General features: G+C 43.9%; 11 protein-coding genes. 5 read left to right on the top strand and 6 right to left on the bottom strand.

What is annotated here, in order from left to right:
* The first annotated feature begins 47 nt into the window (after positions 1-47).
* A complete protein-coding gene (locus IRJ18_RS14510) occupies positions 48-1946 on the top strand; it encodes a PAS domain S-box protein (RefSeq protein ID WP_194107040.1) in 1899 nt (632 codons plus the stop codon).
* A gap of 11 nt (positions 1947-1957) precedes the next feature.
* Here IRJ18_RS14510 and IRJ18_RS14505 read toward each other — a convergent pair whose 3' ends face one another.
* A complete protein-coding gene (locus IRJ18_RS14505; RefSeq protein WP_194107039.1) occupies positions 1958-2764 on the bottom strand; it encodes an SH3 domain-containing protein in 807 nt (268 codons plus the stop codon).
* Positions 2765-2907: 143 nt separating this feature from the next.
* Here IRJ18_RS14505 and IRJ18_RS14500 point away from each other — a divergent pair, with 143 nt between their 5' ends.
* Positions 2908-3213, top strand: a complete 306-nt coding sequence (locus tag IRJ18_RS14500; RefSeq protein WP_194107038.1) for an ArsR/SmtB family transcription factor — start codon at positions 2908-2910, stop codon at positions 3211-3213.
* A 9-nt stretch (positions 3214-3222) separates the two neighbouring features.
* Complete coding sequence (locus IRJ18_RS14495; protein ID WP_194107037.1) at positions 3223-3711, top strand: SRPBCC family protein; 489 nt, start codon at positions 3223-3225, stop codon at positions 3709-3711.
* 64 nt (positions 3712-3775) lie between these two features.
* Here IRJ18_RS14495 and IRJ18_RS14490 read toward each other — a convergent pair whose 3' ends face one another.
* From IRJ18_RS14490 to IRJ18_RS14475, 4 genes are all read right to left on the bottom strand, one after another.
* Positions 3776-6709, bottom strand: coding sequence for a glycoside hydrolase family 38 N-terminal domain-containing protein (locus IRJ18_RS14490; protein ID WP_194107036.1), 2934 nt, complete (start codon positions 6707-6709; stop codon positions 3776-3778).
* 113 nt (positions 6710-6822) lie between these two features.
* Complete coding sequence (locus IRJ18_RS14485; protein ID WP_194107035.1) at positions 6823-7602, bottom strand: DUF3823 domain-containing protein; 780 nt, start codon at positions 7600-7602, stop codon at positions 6823-6825.
* Between the two features lie 12 nt (positions 7603-7614).
* On the bottom strand, positions 7615-9543 hold the full coding sequence (locus tag IRJ18_RS14480) for a RagB/SusD family nutrient uptake outer membrane protein (RefSeq protein ID WP_194107034.1): 1929 nt from the start codon (positions 9541-9543) through the stop codon (positions 7615-7617).
* A 10-nt stretch (positions 9544-9553) separates the two neighbouring features.
* On the bottom strand, positions 9554-12790 hold the full coding sequence (locus tag IRJ18_RS14475) for a SusC/RagA family TonB-linked outer membrane protein (protein ID WP_194107033.1): 3237 nt from the start codon (positions 12788-12790) through the stop codon (positions 9554-9556).
* Positions 12791-13457: 667 nt separating this feature from the next.
* Between IRJ18_RS14475 and IRJ18_RS14470 the strand changes: the two genes are divergently transcribed.
* Positions 13458-15020 (top strand): sulfatase family protein, encoded by a 1563-nt coding sequence (locus IRJ18_RS14470; RefSeq protein WP_194107032.1) that lies wholly within the window; start codon positions 13458-13460, stop codon positions 15018-15020.
* Between the two features lie 91 nt (positions 15021-15111).
* On the opposite strand, the gene IRJ18_RS14465 is transcribed toward IRJ18_RS14470, so the two are convergent.
* A complete protein-coding gene (locus IRJ18_RS14465; protein ID WP_194107031.1) occupies positions 15112-15843 on the bottom strand; it encodes a GntR family transcriptional regulator in 732 nt (243 codons plus the stop codon).
* A gap of 337 nt (positions 15844-16180) precedes the next feature.
* Here IRJ18_RS14465 and IRJ18_RS14460 point away from each other — a divergent pair, with 337 nt between their 5' ends.
* The gene (locus tag IRJ18_RS14460) at positions 16181-17977 is read left to right on the top strand and encodes a class I mannose-6-phosphate isomerase (RefSeq protein ID WP_194107030.1); all 1797 of its coding nucleotides are present in this window, start codon (positions 16181-16183) and stop codon (positions 17975-17977) included.
* Position 17978 lies beyond the last annotated feature (1 nt).

Raw genomic sequence — 17978 nt, 5'->3', positions numbered from 1 at the left:
GATATATTACTTAAAAGTTAATTATATTTGATGCCCAATTACTGCCTATGCACGTTCCAAATTTTACAGGCTTAAATTATACTAATGTTTTTTTGCAAATGCCTGTTGCTGCCTATATCTGCGATGACCATAACAACCTGGTGGCTTATAACCCGGCAGCAGAGAAATTGTGGGGTAGCATACCGGTAATAGGCAAGCCTTGTGAAAAACACAGCCAGGATGATGAATTTACCATTGTAAGGCCTGATGGTAGTAAAAGCATTGTACAGGCGCATATTACCACGCTGCCTGATACTGCAGGGACAGTAGTTATTTTAATGGATATTACCGCGCAGATAGATGATGATAACCGCGAGGCCCGTTTGGCTGCTATTATTGAATCATCTGACGATGTGATCATTAGTAAAACGCTGGGCGGCTATATTACTAGTTGGAACAAGGCGGCCGAAAAGCTGTTTGAATATACCGAAGATGAAATAATAGGTAAACATATTACCACCCTGATCCCTGAAGACCGACATGCAGAAGAGGATATAATCATCAACAGGATAAAGAACAATTTACGTGTTGACCATTTTGAAACCATCCGTATAACAAAGTCGGGTAAACTCATCCCCCTTTCTATAACCGTATCACCTATTCATAATCGTAAAGGCGAGGTAATTGGGGCCTCTAAAATAGCGCGCGACATTAGTAAGCAAAAACAATCGGAAGAACGCCTGCAGATGTATGCCGAAAACCTGGAAATACTAAACTCGGTAGGGCAGATCATCTCTGCCGACCTGGATACGCAAGGTATTTTACAAAAAGTGACTGATGCTACCACACAGCTTACCGGCGCGGCATTCGGCGCTTTTTTTCACAACGAAGTGAATGAGAAGGGCGAATCGTACATGCTGTTCACTTTATCGGGGGCGCCCCGGGAAGCATTTGAAAAATTTGGAATGCCGCGTAATACCGCTGTTTTTAAACCGACGTTTGAGGGTGAAGGTATTGTGCGGGTTGACGACATAACTAAAGACCCCCGCTATGGACATACTCCCCCGCACTATGGTATGCCTGAAGGGCATTTGCCGGTAGTAAGTTATCTTGCGGTACCTGTCATATCCAAATCAGACGGGGTAATAGGCGGCTTGTTTTTTGGCCATCCGGAACCTGGCAGATTTACCATTGAACACGAAAAACTACTGGCGGGGGTGGCGTCGCAAGCGGCAATAGCGCTTGATAACGCCAAACTTTACGAGGAAGTAAAATCACTAAATGCCAAAAAAGATGAATTTATTGGCCTGGCCAGTCACGAACTAAAAACCCCTGTTACCAGTTTAAGCGGATACCTGCAATTGATAGAACGCAATATGCCTGCAGCTGACCTGAACAATACTTTTATTAAACGCGCCCGGCAACAGGTTATTAAACTTACCTCGCTGATAGAGGACCTGCTGGATGTATCCAAAATACAAACGGGTAAATTACCCTTCAGCTTTACAACGTTTAATTTTGTGCAGTTGTTTAACGATGCTATTGAGATGATGCAGCACAATAACCCATCTCATACCATCCGTGCGGAATTTGATGCTAATCAGTTATTGATCTATGCCGATCAGCAACGTATAGAACAGGTAATTATCAACCTTATTTCTAATGCTATTAAGTATTCGCCTGATGCTGGTTTAATAATAATTAAAGGGCAGGCCACTAATAGTAAATTGAAAGTAAGCGTTCAGGATTTTGGGATAGGTATTGCAAAAGATCAGTTAAAGCGTATATTTTCGCGGTTTTACCGGGTTGAAAACCTTGCCGCGCATATGTCTGGCCTGGGTATTGGTTTATATATAAGCCACGAGATCATTCATCGCCACCATGGTAAAATATGGGCCGAGAGCGAGCTGGGCAAAGGCACAACTTTTTTCTTTGAAATACCATTACAGCAAAACGGCGATCGTTGATCATTGAAATATTAGGGAGTGGGGATGGTCCATTTTGGCACATAGCCTGTTTGTCCGTTGTAGAATACTTTATAAAAGCTTTGGCCCCTTTCCAATACTTTAACCTGCGAATGGTTTGGGATACTGGCAATTACTGCCGATGTATAGCCCGATTGCTGGTGCAGGTTAACTATACCCGTCATGTTAGCCTGTATGGTTGCGGTATAAGTTTCATTATCCGGTTCAACCACCGGCGACTTAATTATTGCCGGTTGCTTTGTGACTACCGGTTGCGTAGCTATTAAAGGCGCTTGTTTGGCAGTAACAATAACGGGTGCAACTTTTTTAATAACAGGCGTATCCCTTTTTATCTTTATTGGCCTTGCTATGGTTGTTGCAACCAGGGGAGCGGCATCTTTAGCTTTTTTCTGTAGCAGTTTCTTTTTTTTGTGATGCTTAACCTTAGCGGCGCTAAGCATTGGAGTTTTAACTACCAGGGCCTTTTTTGATCCCTTTAACGAGTTTATTACATACCAGCCAAACAAGCTGGTAAAACATGCCAGCGCAAGTGATGCGGCTACAGTAAGGTGCCTAACCCTGAACCACCAGTAAAAACGCCGCTGCTCGGCCTTCTTTAAAGCAATATCGTACTTGCGGCGACGAACAGGATCGCTTAGTAATTGGTACGCCTCTGTTATCTCACGAAAGTGGCTGTCCAGAAAATGATCATATTCGCCGCCGTCCTGGTCAAATTTTTTGGCCAGCTTCCGATAGGCCGAATTTATTTCTTGCGGCGTAGCCTTGCTGTCCGTCCCCAGCAGGTAGTAAAAGTCCTTCATGTTCAGTTATATAGCAGGCGTTTTGAGCTATTTGATTAAAAATATTAATTATAGTTTAACTAAAAAAATGAAAAAAAATTTGCGCAACCAAACAATTGCATTTATATTTGCAATCAAACGGTTGCAAATATATAGAAGAAATTATGAGAAGAGATATTTTTCAGGCCATTGCCGACCCCACACGCCGGGCAATTTTAGTACTGCTGGCAGTGCAGGCTATGACACCAAACGCCCTGGCCGAACATTTTGACAGCACCCGGCAGGCGGTATCAAAACATATTAAAATACTAACCGAATGCGAAGTGGTAAACCAGCAGCAAAGGGGCAGGGAAATTTACTATCAGCTTGATCCTGAAAAGATGAAAACAATAGACTTATGGCTTGAAAAGTTCCGCCAGTTGTGGGACGACCGGTTTAACCAGTTAGATAATTTATTAAACGATTTATAAACTGCAATTATGAAAAACAACACTGAAATTACCAAGGACCTGGCAAACAGGAAACTACATGTAGTGCGTCATTTTAATGCGCCATTAAACAAAGTATGGAAAGCATGGACTGAAAGCGAATTGTTGGATAAATGGTGGGCACCCAGGCCATGGCAGGCACAAACCAAGCTAATGGACTTTAAAGAGGGCGGTACCTGGCTTTATTGCATGGCCGGCCCACAGGGAGAAAAACATTGGTCGCGGGTTGATTTTAAAACTGTAGACCCACAAAAAAGCTTTACAACCGCCCACGCCTTTTGCGACGAGGATGGTAACCTGACCAACACTATGCCAACCAGTTATTGGGATATTGCATTCAGCGCTACAGAAACAGGATCGAAAGTTGATGTGACCCTTGAGTTTGATTCGGAAACCGATATGCAAACTTTGGTCCAAATGGGCTTCGAAGGCGGCTTTACCATGGCCCTTGGCAATTTGGACGAGTTACTGGAAGCTTAATAAACCGATGCACATGATAAAACAAAGGCTGCCCTTTTGGGGCAGCCTTTTATGTGATCTTAATTTACATTTCAAAATAATAACTAATGGTGCCCAATGGCAGAATGGTTTGATCTGTAGTTATCGGTTTTTCGGGCTTTTCATCGGCAAGGCAAGTGTAGAGCTTGCGGGGTTTGCCGCCGGGCCAGCTTAATAGCACCTTTTCAGGCTTGTCCGAAACCGACCTTACCCTTAATATCATCCCTTTACCATTGTCGCTCTGTTTTAAGGTTGATATCAGCACATTAGGGTTACCAATTTTAATCCAGTTTTTTACAGCCGGAGCCTTATCCACCGGAATAGCGATTAAAGGCCTGTTTTGCTCCAGTCCAAAACGATTGGTGGCTACGGCATCGTAAATCTGATGAGGCAGCAAGGCATAGTGGAAATTCATCACACCGCCTTGTTCTAAAGGAAAATTGGTACCCCAGTGGTTATTCAACGCCCACGAGAACATGGTTTGTGTTTTTGGCAGGGTTTTATACCAGTTTTTACGGCCATGCGCACCGCCCAGCACATTGGCCGTCATTTCGCCCATTTCAATTAAAGGGGCTTCTATACATGTCCAGGTAATACCGGTTTCGTTATTTGAAATATCAACCCAGTGCTGAAAGGTTAACCAGCTTTTATTGCTGCCGGTTATCTGGTCATATTCAGGGATCATTGTCCCCCAGGGGATATCCAGCCTGGTGTTACCATCGGGCACGTTAAAGGCAAAACCAAAATGAATGCCCTCTTTAGTGGGGGTGCTTATCTTGTCCAGTATATTGGTTATATCAACCCAGGGCTGTCCGTTTACTACCTTTACTTCACGCGTAAGCCAGTTACAGCCTTCGGCGCTTGATGATACAACTACCGAGGCTACCAGCGGGCCGTTATCTTTTATTTTTAACTTAATGTTATAAGGTTTCGAACCTATGTTGGCCGTATCCGTTTCCAGCAGGTAGCGGTAGCTGTTTAACCCGTATTTTGATTTTTTGTCTACATATTCCTGCCCGGTTTTAACCTCCTTAAGGCTGTTGATATCGCCGTTTTCGGGGTCGATATGCAGGGTGAGCAGGCCGTTTGTTAATGTATTATTGCTGATACTGCAACCATTTTTCAATTTACTTTCGCCTGTTGTAACTGTATAGGTTGCAGCGCCAAGCGCCGGTATTTGCTTAGCCATAAAAACCAGCTCGCCTGATGATAAGCGTTGCGATGGCATTTCAAGCCCTTGTTCATCCAGCACACGGTCACCGGCTTTTGATTGCTCTTTACTTAAGGTAACCAAACCATCCCTGGCCCACGATAGGGTATTGAACACCGCTATTTTATTGCTTGCTGCACTCTTGATAGTGTTGAATGTCAGATTGAGCAATTCCTGACTGTTTTTCAACGAATTTTCAAAAAACGATGCTTTGGTTTGTTCTATTTGCTTGGCCAGCGGCGCTTTAGGGTCTTGGTAGCCCCAGGTATGCTCGGCACCCAGCAAGCAGTTTTGCCAGGCGCTGTCAATTAGTTTACGTGGCGCTGGTTTAGTGTAATTCAGCATGCTCCAGGCGGTTTCGGCTTGCACAATGTTTTCGGTAGCGCGACGGTATTCACCTACGCGTTTAGCATCCGACCCCAGCCCATCTGTCCAGTACTCGCTGTAATCGCCTTTCACCTGGGGGATGATATCGCCATAACGTTTTTCATAATCATCCAAAATACGCTGCGAGCCGGATATAATTAGTTTAGGATAAGCATATTTTTCGTTCCAATTGCGCACAGCATCGGGTAGGTCGGCATCTATCAGGGCATTATCGGCTAAAGCCCATGGTATTACCAGTATGTTATAAGGCGAACGTTTGGCTTCCAGCTTCGCTATTTCATCGAACACCAGGTCACCTACAAAATTTTCATCGGGCTTGCCGGTAACGATACGATCCAGCGATGGGTCGTTACCCTGGCTTTTGTGCAGACCAATTTTCGAGCCTTTTATAGTATAGCCAAAGCCATAAGGCAGGGCCTGTAAAAAAAAGATCTTTGATTTTCCATCGGGGGCAACCCAATAGAACGGGCGGTGTTCCCAAGGGTCTCTTATGGTACCAATATTAGGATATATAAAAAAGCCGCGGATACCGTTTTGATAAGCAGCTTGCACTGTCCCCCATGATGCGCCGGCCACATCCATTTGCACCATGGTTTTAATAGGCACACCGGTAACAGCCGAAATTTCATGACCATTGTGAAACAGCCTCAGCAATTCCTCGTCGGTACAGGCGCTGGTATTTACGTTGGCATAATCGCCATCCAAACTTATCCAACCTTTTTTTACGGCATCAATAAAAATTTTCCTTTTTTCGGGCGATGCTTCTTTCAGGTAATTTTCGGTTACCCAATTAGCTTCGGGGTTCCAAACAAACCGCGACCCTTCGGGGTAGTTCTGCGTTTTTTTAGCAATATCAATCGCCACATCAATATTGCGCATGTGCAGCTTGCGCACAAATTCCTGCGTGTTGGTATAGCCAATATCCACATGCGAATGGGGATAAATGTAAACCGTCCATTGCTTTAATACCGGTACAAACACCGATTGGTACATCACATTTTTAGCAGTGGTAATAGTAACGCGTGCCTGGCATAATTTATCTAAACCAGCACCGGCAGGAAGCATTATCGTGGTGCCTTCCAGGCCTTTTTCGTTTTTAGGGATATCGGTTTCTTCAGTGGTCCCGTTACATTCCACTTTTATGGAAGCGGCTTCGTTAAGCCTGTCACCTTTAAACGCCAGGTATACGGCACGACCAGGCTTACCATCTTTACGGTATTTATAATAAGGCTGCACAACGGCATTGAATGTGAGCGATGGATTTGCCTGGGCACATCCGTTTATGCAAACCAGGTTCAAACTTAAAATAAGCAGGAAGAATCCAATAAGGGCATTGGAAATTTTATAGTTATGGCTAATACAAGCGGATTTTATGATCATCATATTTTCAGGGGTAGAATAGGGGAAGGGATATTTACACTGATAGCAAGGGTTGCAAATCAGCACTTAGCAAAATGAAAAAGGGGGCTAAATGCCCCCCTTTTTCACAAAATTTATTATTGTACTACCACCAGCTTGATGTCGCTGAAGTTGTACAACTTCGAGCCATAGTCGGTGCGTGCCGCAAGGCGGATGTACCAGTCTTTTTTAGGTAATGCGCCCGAAGACAAAGAAGTGGTAATGGTAATTGTAGTGCCAAGTAAAGCAGTACCTGTTGTACCCGAATAAGTTAAGTGTGTTGCATAACGGGTATCGTAGCTATTGGTATTGCTGCCAATGTAGGGGTATGGCGATGTATACAACCACACATCGGTAAGGTTACCCTGAAATGCTGTTTTAGTGGTACCGCGGGTAATTTTAGCCTGGGCGGTAATACTGCCATTAGCGTTTAATACAGGCGTACCAACCCATTCAACTTCCAGTAAAGGCTCTACTGTAAAATTAACTGTTGTTGTGCCCCCTTTAACTTCAACATTCTGGCTTTGGTCAACCGGTGGGGTAGCGGCCGGTTGTACCAGGGGTACAAAAGCACCCTCGGCAGAGATGTTGTAAGTTGCCGCAAACACTTTGGTGTTAATGTAAGTGCCATCAATTTTGGTAGCCAGATAAAGCGGGGTAGGGTTTGAACTCCAACTGGTTTCCAGTAATTTAATACGTGTACCCGCGCTACCTCCCGCATCGCCCGATAGATCGCTTTGCATAGGCTTGTTCGTATTAACGTCAATAATAGTACCCTGCAGCGTTTGGTCGGGCCCATCATAGTTATCGAATTTTTTGCATGAGCTGGCCGACAGAATGGCCGCGCCCAATGCTATGCTATAAAATATATTTTTCATGTTCAGTTTATCTTAATTACTAAGGTTTGGAACTACGTTAGGGCTTTTAGAGATAACAGCTGTCGGAATAGCTTCATAATACCACTTCGGATCGAAAGTGTAGGTAGTATTGCGTTCGTCGAAACGGTCATCGTAAAAATATTGTTTAGCCTGCGACGAGTAAAATCCCCACAGAACACGCCAAACAGTAGCGTTTTGCTCTTTATCAATAATGCGCCACCTTTTTAAATCCCACCAGGTTTTATTCTCGTAAGCCAGCTCTTTTCTTCTTTCCTTACGTATAATATCCACACTGGTCATATCAGCCAGGGTTGCCTGGGTAGCGCCCGCACGTTCGCGAATCAGGTTAATATTAGTAAGGGCAGTAGTTTGGTAAGCTGCACCCTGGCCGGCAGTAAACAATTCGTAAGCTGCTTCGGCCTGGTTAAGTAATACCTCTGCATAGCGCATTTCAATCCAGGCCTGGTCCGAGCGGTTAGTAGCTAAATCGGTGGTTGGCTTATTCGGATCCAGCCACTTGCGGATACTGAATCCGGAAATAGAACCTGAGGAAGAAGTACCAACGAAATAACCACTTAAGCCGCCTGGCTTCATTTTCGAACCATCGGGCAGGGTATAATCGGCCTGGTTGGCATCCGGCGCTTGTACGATATTTGTAGTAGGATAGGGGCTTTTAGAACCTGCAGGCAGCAGTTTGTTTATACCGCCTGCTGACGCGCCTGTATAAATACCACGACGGATATCAATGATCTGGTTTTTGAACAGATCGCCTGGGAATAATACTGTACCCCTTAAACGTGGTTCGGCATTGGCGAACGGATCGCCGGGGTTGTTATACATAATGTAATGGCCAGCGCCATCAAGCGTTTGGAAAGTACCATTGGCATTTTTTGGAAGCCCTTCAAACATCTCAATAAAATCAAGTGTAGGGCAGGTCTCCTGCGATTCTACACCATTCCACAACTGGCGGGGGATCATCTCTACATCGTACCAGTGTGCCGCTTCGGGATAATGGTACTGACGTACAAAAATATTTTCGCTGCTTGACTGGTCAATAAACAAGGCTGCAAAATTGTTTGCCTGGGCAGCTTTATCGGTTGCAGACCAGCTTTGCTTATACAATGAATATTTACCAATTACCTGGGCAGCGGCATCGTACGAAGCTTTGAAGTAATCAACAGCCTTTGCCGATGGAATGCCGCAAAGTTGTACACCACCTACGGTAAGGTTAATAGTATTGTACTTAGCAATAGAACCGGCATACAGCATTATACGCGATTTGAATGCCAATGCAGCCCATTTGGTTACCCGGCCTTTCTTTGTACCTGAAATATCGGGTAGCTTGGTAAAGGCATCGTCCAGATCGGAAGCTATAAAATCCCATATAGCCTGCTCGGATGAGCGTGGTATTTTAAACTTGTCAATCTCGGCTACTATGTCATCAATAGTTTCCCCTGGTTTGGTAAGCACTTTATCCACCAATGGCACACCGCCATACCGTTTAACCAATGCAAAGTAGGTCATGGCGCGGATAAACTTAGCTTCGCCCAGCCAGCTGTTTACCTGTGTTGTATTGTAATTACTTGCATAAGATGGCAGGGTTTCCATAAAATAATTACATTCACGGATAAGCGAGTAAGCATCTGCCCAATAGTTAAAGGTTTCAGTTTGCTGTTGGGTGGCGTCGCGGCTAATGGCCTCGCCGGTAATGGTGAACGGCGAGGAACGCCAGAATGATTTGAAACCGGCATTTGGCAGCCATTTAAAATCCTCGATAGGTAGTTCGCTATAAATACGCGCCATATATGCTTCTACACCCGCGGTATTACCAAATACATCAGGGTCCTGTAAAATATTAGGTGGCGGGATATCCAGGTCTTTCTTACACGAGGTAACAACGGTTACCAAAGCAAGTATCAATAAAAATATTTTCCTTTTCATCTTTCTTTATTTAAAATTTCAGGTTCACACCAAATGATAGTACCCTGTCAACCGGGTAAGCATAATCGTACTGTGTAGTAGCGGCTATGAATGTTGACGAGCCAGATGGTTTTTCCGGATCGATGTATTTAAGACCGGTAATAGTGAATACGTTATAACCATTAGCAAACAGGCGGATGCTTTTGATCCCTGCACGCGACATAAGCTTATTGGGCAAAGTATAACCTATTTCAAGGCTTTTTAACCGCACATACGAGGCGTTATGCATGTTAGCAGATGTATTAACGAAAGCTAAGGTACCTGTGTAAGCGTAGTAGCCCGGTGTCCATTGTGTATTAGGGTCATATGGGTCAGCAGCAGGGTCGGTAGGGTGCCACCTGTCTAAAAACTGCGTAAGCGCGTTACCATCGGCCCAAAGCGGTTCGTGCAATTGTTCAATATAAGTTGCATAAACCATGGCTGCCCCCTGGAACTGGGCGCTTAGATCGACCCCTTTGTATGCGGCTGAAAAGTTGAACCCAAAAGAAACCAAAGGCAAACCATACAAACCTATAGGCTGACTGTCATCAACACCTACCTGGCCGTCGCCGTTCCAATCCTGGTAGCGGTAATCTCCTACAACAGTTCCTTTACTTACGTAAATAGGGCTGTTCTCAATGGCCTTATAGCTTTCAAACTGACCGGCCGATCCGTAACCAAAATAAGCGTTATTGTATCGGTTTGCACCGGTAAGTACGTTGGCTACACTACCTTTTTGTATCCAGTTAAGGTATGAGTTACCTGCACGTGCAGCAGTATATGTACGGTTCATGGTACGGGTGTAGCCAAAGGTACCGCCTACTTCATAATTGAATTTGCCGATATGGTTACGGTGCGATACCGAGAAGTCAAAACCAAAAGTACGGTCGCTGTTCAGGTTTTGTTGCGGTAAACCTGCGCCTACCACATCTGGCAAAGATAGTAACTGGTTAGCCAAAAGGCCATCCCTATCGCGCCTGAACCAATCGAACGTAATGCCGAATAAACCATTCCATGCCTCCAAATCTACACCAGCATCCAGCGTTTTAGCGGTAAACCAGGTAATGCTGGGGTTAGGTATACCACGTGGTTGTACAGCATTGTAAAATACACCATCGAACACGGAGCCGGGAGGCTGGCCGGTTGCCGAACCGCTGGCCGGGTAGGTGAAGCCTGCAAGGTACTGGTAGGTTGATGCACCGTCGTCGCCGGTTGCACCATAGCTTGCACGTACTTTAAAGTTGTTAATAAATGACAACGCTTTAGTGTTTTTGAAGAAACCTTCTTCAGAGATCCGCCAGCCCAACTCTGCTTCAGGGAAGAAACCCCATTGCTTGTTTAGGTTGAAACGTGAGGAACCATCGTACCTGAATGATACCTGGGCAATATATTTAGACTTGTAATCGTAATTTAAACGGCCAAAGTAAGAAGTGTTTTTGTACTTGTAGAAAACACTTGGATTTGAACTGTTGCTGGCCTGGGCATTAGTACTGGTGCCTGCAAAAAGATACTCTATTGGTACAGATAATTCCCTTTGAGCATAAAAGTTATCGCCGCTTCGGTTGTTCTCTTCATAGGCCAGCAATCCCGAAATGTGATGGGTGTTATTAAAAGTATGGTCGTAATTTAAAGATAGCTGGGCCAGGCTGGCAGGATACTGATAATTCTCTTTCCTGATAGTACTTGGCGATTGCTGAACGCTACCCACTACATAAGCGTTTGTAGCTGCATTATAAGTATATAGGTTATAGGCTTTGTTATAAAGCTGGTTATCGTTTTGGGTATAATCATAGCTATATAACCCTTTAAGGTTTAACCCATTTACCCACGGAACATTATAGGTAAGGGCAGCAGATGACTGGAAATATTTGCTGGCTAAAATTTGGTAGCCGCTGGTGCTTGCATCTGCCTGCGCTAAAGGGTGCAGCGGGTTGGGTAAGGCATAGTAATAAGCCGGGTTATCATTAGCATAAACCGGGTAAATAGGCCGCTCGAACCACATGCTGCGGAAAATCCAGTAAGGCGCCTGCAGCGGTTGGTTTTTCTTATCCTGAGAACCAGACAGGTTCAAATCAAAGGTAAGATTTTTTGAAACCCTGGTACTTAAATTCGAGCGCAGGTTATAACGTGTGTAATCCAGGTCGTTAGTTTTTAGTAAACCATCCTGGCCTAACATACCAATGCTTATATAATAATTACTATTGTCGGTACCGCCGGTAGCGCTTAAATTATGCTGTTGCTGCCCCGCGTGTTTTTTCGTAGTAACATCATACCAATCTGTATTTATCTGGCTAAGGGTAGCCATTTGTGCAGCGGTATAGGTTGGGTTGCCCTTAAAGCCCACACCGGTATTGTGAACTGCTTTTTCGTTAACCAATGTCAGGTAATCTGCCGAACCAACACCTCTTGATAACCTTAAGGGGGCTTGCAGCCCATAGTTACCTACGTAATTAAGTGCAAGCTCGCCCTTTTTACCTTTTTTAGTGGTAACCAGGATGACACCGTTGGCCCCGCGTACACCATAAATAGCTGCCGAAGCATCCTTCAGGATAGAAACGCTTTCAATGTCGTTGGGGTCAAGACGGGCAAGATCAGGGCGTGGGACACCGTCTATTACGATGAGTGCACCGCCCATACCACGTATATCGTAGTTATTGGCAAATGAGCCAGGTTCGGCTGTGTTTTGTACGTTACGGAAACCGGGAAGCTTACCCGAAAGGGTGTTTAACAAGTTTTCGTTTTTGGTAGTCACAATTTCACTGGCAGTTACCGAAGATGTAGCACTTGTTAAAGAGGCTTTCTTTTGTGTACCGTAACCCACTACTACCACCTCGTTTAATGATGAGTTAGAGGGTGTAAGGCTTACCGAAAGTGTTTTTTGATTGCCTACAACTACCTGGCTGGGGCTGTAGCCAACCATGCTGAATACCAGCGTTGTCCCCGGATTTGCAGTGAGTGAAAACTTGCCGTTAACATCAGTTTGGGTACCTGAAGTGGTGCCTTTAACTGTTACCGTTACGCCGGGCATTGCATCGCCTTTTTCATCGGTAACGGTACCCCGTATTACTGATTGCGCGTAAACTGAAAGCGACAATACAATGCCCATTAACAGGGCAAGTGCCGGCTTTTTAAACGCAGAGAAGCACTGGCTGGCCAAATGGTAAGTCCCATTGGTTACAGGTTGCCTGTGTTTTTGTTTTGTAATTTGATTATGTGAAGAAGATCTCATAAAAGTAAATACTAAATCATATTGATTGGTTTATAATGAATTAATTGATTGCCGAAGTCAGTGGTCAGGTAGGATGCTTTAAAAACCTGCTGGGCATTTTAAAACAATTTTGATTAGCGTCTGGTCTGTTTTTTATCATTGGTTTGAATTTTTAAATTCTGTAGGGGCGAAAAAATTATTGCACAAAATGTAGCCAGACTTAATTGCTAACAGCATTTTGTGCAGGTATCAGGTTTTGCTGGTATCGTTTAAACCAAGGGTTTACCAGTACCAGTTATTATAATTGTTTAATGTATGGGTACAATCATCATCAGCAACAATCGCTATTGGCCAGCACATTTCTATTTGGATGAATGATTGAGGTTTATATATGTTATAATGTACAAACATATGAATTATTTTATTATTCCAAATTTTTTTCAAAATATTTTTGGTTTAAGCTAAATCAATGCCAAGCTAATACTTGCTACGAAGTTTTAAAACCCACAAATTGACAGCCAGAACAATCGGCTATAAAGCGTTAAATATCGATATAAGGCTTGTAAACAACGTTTTAGTTTATTGGTTTGCCTGGGACGGAGAAATATTTAAATGATAATATTAATTTAATGTAATAATGTACATACATGATAATTTTTTTTATTATTGCAAAACCACTATTAACCGTATGAAATTTCAAAAACGGCTGCTGCTGATTTGTGTATTGGCATCGTATTTTAATGTTTACGCCCAAAAAACGGCGCCAGGCTCAACAAAACGGCCCAATATTATATTCATACTAGCCGACGATCACGCATATCAGGCCATTAGCGCTTATGGAAGTAAGCTGATAAAAACACCTAATATCGATAGGATTGCACGCGAAGGCGCATTAATGCAGTCGGCCTATGTAACAAACTCCGTATGCAGCCCCAGCAGGGCAGTAATTTTAACCGGCAAGTATTCGCACCTGAACGGGATGAAGGATAATGGCACCTATTTTAACGGTGCGCAGCAAACCCTGCCAAAAATATTTAAACAATACGGATATCAAACGGCTATAGTGGGTAAGTGGCACTTATTCAGCACGCCAACCGGCTTCGATTACTGGAACATCCTGCCCGACCAGGGTAATTATTATCATCCTAAGTTTATTAAAATGGGTAAGGATACCATGTATAGCGGGTATGTGACGGATATTATCACCAACCTGGCTATCAACTGGATAGGCGACCATAAAGGCAAGCCTTTTTTCCTGATGCTGCATCATAAAGCGCCGCACCGTAATGCCATGCCGCCTATAAAATACCTGGATAAGTTTAACGATGTGAAATTCCAGCTGCCTTATAGTTTTTATGATGATTATAAAGACAAAGTCGGGCTGCAACGCCAAAGCATCACCATAAAAAACGATCTGGATATCCGTTATGATAGTAAGATACCTTGCGATACGTGTCCCGTCACTAAAATAAACAACTGGGCTCCGGCCGAATACCAGCGCGAGCTTGCCGGCCTGACGCCGCAGGAACGCACTATATGGGATAAAGCCTATCAGAAAAAGTATGAACTGTTTAAGACCCTGCATACCAAAGAGGAGATAACCCGGTTCCAATATCAGCGCTACATGGAAGATTATCTGCGGTGTGTGATGTCGCTGGACGATAACGTTGGGCATGTGCTTAAATATCTGGACAAGATGGGGTTGGCTAAAAATACTATCGTAGTATATATGTCCGACCAGGGCTTTTACCTGGGCGAACATGGTTTGTATGATAAGCGTTTTATGTACGAAGAATCGTTCCGCACACCAATGATGATCCGTTACCCCAAAGCGGTAAAGCCGGGTAATAAACTAAACCAGTTTGTACTAAACCTTGATATAGCCCCTACGCTGCTTGATCTGGCGGGGATAAAACCGCCCGATGATATGCAGGGCGAATCGATGAAACGGTTGCTGGCTAAACAGCCGTTGGTTAAAAAATGGCGCGATGAGATCTACTACCATTACTACGAACTTTCATTTAACCTGACGGCCCATTATGGTATCCGTACCAGGCAATACGCCCTGATGCATTTTTATAACCCGGTTGATGGCTGGGAACTGTATGACCTCAGGAAAGATCCTTACGAAATGACTAATATTTATTATAAGCCTGAATACCAGCAGGTTGTTACTGATTTAAAGGCACGGTTGAAAGCGTTACAGGTAAAGTATAAAGATGAAGAAAGTACTTTTTTGAAGAAGAAATAAACGAAGTGTCATCCCAAACATGTTTCAGGAGAGAAGATATTAAAGATAACTTTTGGTTAAGTTAAATTGGTGTAGAAAGGGGTAGCTTAGGCTACTCCCTTCTGCTTTCTATGGTGTAGATAAATGCATCGGCACGGTAGTAGCCCAGGTTAAATTCAATGGGGCGGTCGCCCTGGTCGTACACAAACCTTTTGCGGAATAATATCGGGCTGCCATGTTCAATCTCCAGCTTAGCGGCAATAAACTTATCGGCGGCCTTGGCGCTGATCTCTTCTTTCGACAGGTTGGCAATAGCCGAGTAATCTTTTTCCAGTATCTCGTACAAAGGGCGTTTAAAATCCTCCTCGCCGGTAAGTCCTACCCGTGGGTGGAAGTAAGATACAAAATATACAAAAGGGCCTTCCAGCCGGCCACGCAGCCTTTCCAGCTTTAATATTTTTTTATCGGTGCTTATTTCAAAAAAGTTGGCTATCTGCTCATCGGGGTTAACCCAGCTAATATGCAGTTCGAAATTTTTAATAGGGATGCCCCGTGCTGCCATTTCCTGCGAAAAGCTAAGCCAGTTGTTTGATTTTGAGCTAACCGACGCCCCTGCCACTTTAGTGCCAATACCTTTTTTGCGTATCAGTAAACCTTCATAAACCAGCTTGTTCAACGCTTGCCTTAGCGTAGTGCGCGATATGGCCAGTTGCTTGGCCAGGTCAACCTCGTTCGGCAAAAACTTACCGTCTACGTACTGGGGGTCTTTTATAATGTTGCGTAAAAGCTCTTCGGCTTGTAAGTGCAGTGGGACCGGGCTTTTATGATTGATCGAGAATTTCATTTTAAATTCGGTTATCGGCAGCCATAAATATTGGCTTGCTTTAATTCAGGTTTATGTTGTTTGTATGCCGTTTGTTTTAATTCTTTAATCAATGTTAAAACAAATTTAAAAAAATATTTTGTTAATTATGTACATGTTTATATGTTTGTACATATTAACTACATGATATTATCTGCCTGTTTATAAAACCAATTGTAAAATTTGAACTTGCCGCATGTGCATTTTTTGAAGTCCGAAGGCAACCGTGGGCTTAATATATGCATACATATTGGCGGTGTATCTGATTAAACAAGGATATACAAACGTGTGAGACTAATACTGTAAATTACAATTCTATATGGATATAAGCTTAAACATACCAAAAAATAAAAACACGGCAGATTGGAGAACAGGTATGCAGCCGCTAATGCCTGTAAAGGCTGGTGGCGGTAAGCCGCAGGGATATAATATATTTCCTTATCACTCAATTGGCGAAGGCAAAATATTTAATGGCTACCCCGCGCTTGCCGAATGGATAGTTGATAAAAAGTTTGTGGCTTTGGATGGTTATGCCGGTGTTTTTTGGAATGATATTAAGCAATGTCTTGAAGAAGAATTTGAGAAACAGGGTTTAGCTGTAAACTGGATAAACACGGCCGATTATTTAAAACCGGTTGATGTTGTTCAAAAGATGGTAGCCCCTTACCTGGGTACCCAAAATTCGGTATGGGGTACAAAAACGTCACTGCAGTTAATCGATTTTTATAATTTCAACCAGCAGGCAGAGCCAGGCGGTGACTATAAACTAACCATTGTTATCGGTACAGCCGCAGGCTTATTGGCCAATAAAGCGCATTTGGTATACTTTGACCTGCCTAAAAACGAACTACAATTAAGGATGCGTGCAGCCAGCATTACCAATTTAGGCAACAACGCCCCCGAAAGCCCGGCCGAAATGTATAAGCGCTTCTACTTTGTAGATTGGGTGGTGCTGAATAATTATAAAAAATCTATCCTGGATAAGATCGAAATTATCGCCGATGCGCAATGGAAAGAGGATTTGAACTGGATGCATTCGGCCGATTTTAAACAGGCTTTACAACAGCTGGGCAAAACAGCTTTCCGGGTGCGCCCCTGGTTTGAGCCCGGTGCCTGGGGCGGTCAATGGATTAAAGAACATATCGACGGTATCAACAAAAATGAGGTGAATTATGCATGGTCGTTTGAATTGATCGTACCTGAGAATGGTTTGGTGTTTGAAAGTGATGGTAACCTGCTGGAAGTATCTTTCGATTTCCTGATGTTTGCCCGGCGCAATGATGTGTTAGGTAAGCATGCTGAGAAATTTGGCGACGAATTCCCTATCCGGTTCGATTTCCTGGATACCTGGGAGGGCGGGAACCTGTCTATTCAATGCCATCCATCGGTAGATTATATACAAAAGAACTTTGGCGAGACCATTACCCAGGATGAGACTTATTACATACTGGATTGCGAAGAGCAGGCTAATGTATATATGGGTTTCCAGGATGATATTGACCCTGAAGCGTTCCGGAAGGAGCTGGAAAAAAGCCGTGACTTTGGCACGGAGATAGGAATTACTAAATATGTGCAATCGCACCAGGCTAAAAAGCACGATCTGTTTCTGCTGCCTAACGGTACCGTACATAGTGCCGGCGCTGGTAATATGGTGCTGGAGATTAGCGCGACCCCATACATTTTTACCTTTAAAATGTACGATTGGCTGCGCCTTGACCTGAACGGCGAGCCACGTGCCATTAATATTGAGCACGCGTTCAACAACCTGAAATTCGACCGTAAAGGCGAGAAGGTTACCCGCGAATTGATCTCGAAACAATCGGTTATTGAAAAAGGCGAGGACTGGGAGTTGGTGCATGTGCCCACACACCAGGAACATTTTTATGATGTGCACCGCGTAGAATTTGATTCAGTCATCACTATAGAAACCGAGGATGTGTGCCATGTGCTGATGCTGGTTGAAGGTATATCCATTGACGTGGTAACCGCCGATGGGCGCAAAACCACCTACCATTATGCCGAAACATTTGTAATCCCGGCTGCGGCCAACACTTATACCATGTATAATAATGGCGCCAAACGCGCTAAAGTGATCAAAGCATTCCTTAAATCGTAAA

It is taken from the genome of Mucilaginibacter boryungensis (assembly GCF_015221995.1).
Lineage (GTDB): Bacteria > Bacteroidota > Bacteroidia > Sphingobacteriales > Sphingobacteriaceae > Mucilaginibacter > Mucilaginibacter boryungensis.
The sequence above is the reverse complement of the archived record's forward strand: the minus strand, read 5'-3'. Positions and strand labels throughout refer to the sequence as shown.

Bases quoted from the DNA above. Each gene is read 5' to 3' on its own strand.
- IRJ18_RS14485 (WP_194107035.1), bottom strand. From the start codon at position 7,602: ATGAAAAATATATTTTATAGCATAGCATTGGGCGCGGCCATTCTGTCG.
- IRJ18_RS14500 (WP_194107038.1), top strand. From the start codon at position 2,908: ATGAGAAGAGATATTTTTCAGGCCATTGCCGACCCCACACGCCGGGCA.
- IRJ18_RS14490 (WP_194107036.1), bottom strand. From the start codon at position 6,709: ATGATGATCATAAAATCCGCTTGTATTAGCCATAACTATAAAATTTCC.
- IRJ18_RS14465 (WP_194107031.1), bottom strand. From the start codon at position 15,843: ATGAAATTCTCGATCAATCATAAAAGCCCGGTCCCACTGCACTTACAA.
- IRJ18_RS14475 (WP_194107033.1), bottom strand. From the start codon at position 12,790: ATGAGATCTTCTTCACATAATCAAATTACAAAACAAAAACACAGGCAA.
- IRJ18_RS14510 (WP_194107040.1), top strand. From the start codon at position 48: ATGCACGTTCCAAATTTTACAGGCTTAAATTATACTAATGTTTTTTTG.
- IRJ18_RS14480 (WP_194107034.1), bottom strand. From the start codon at position 9,543: ATGAAAAGGAAAATATTTTTATTGATACTTGCTTTGGTAACCGTTGTT.
- IRJ18_RS14460 (WP_194107030.1), top strand. From the start codon at position 16,181: ATGGATATAAGCTTAAACATACCAAAAAATAAAAACACGGCAGATTGG.
- IRJ18_RS14505 (WP_194107039.1), bottom strand. From the start codon at position 2,764: ATGAAGGACTTTTACTACCTGCTGGGGACGGACAGCAAGGCTACGCCG.
- IRJ18_RS14495 (WP_194107037.1), top strand. From the start codon at position 3,223: ATGAAAAACAACACTGAAATTACCAAGGACCTGGCAAACAGGAAACTA.
- IRJ18_RS14470 (WP_194107032.1), top strand. From the start codon at position 13,458: ATGAAATTTCAAAAACGGCTGCTGCTGATTTGTGTATTGGCATCGTAT.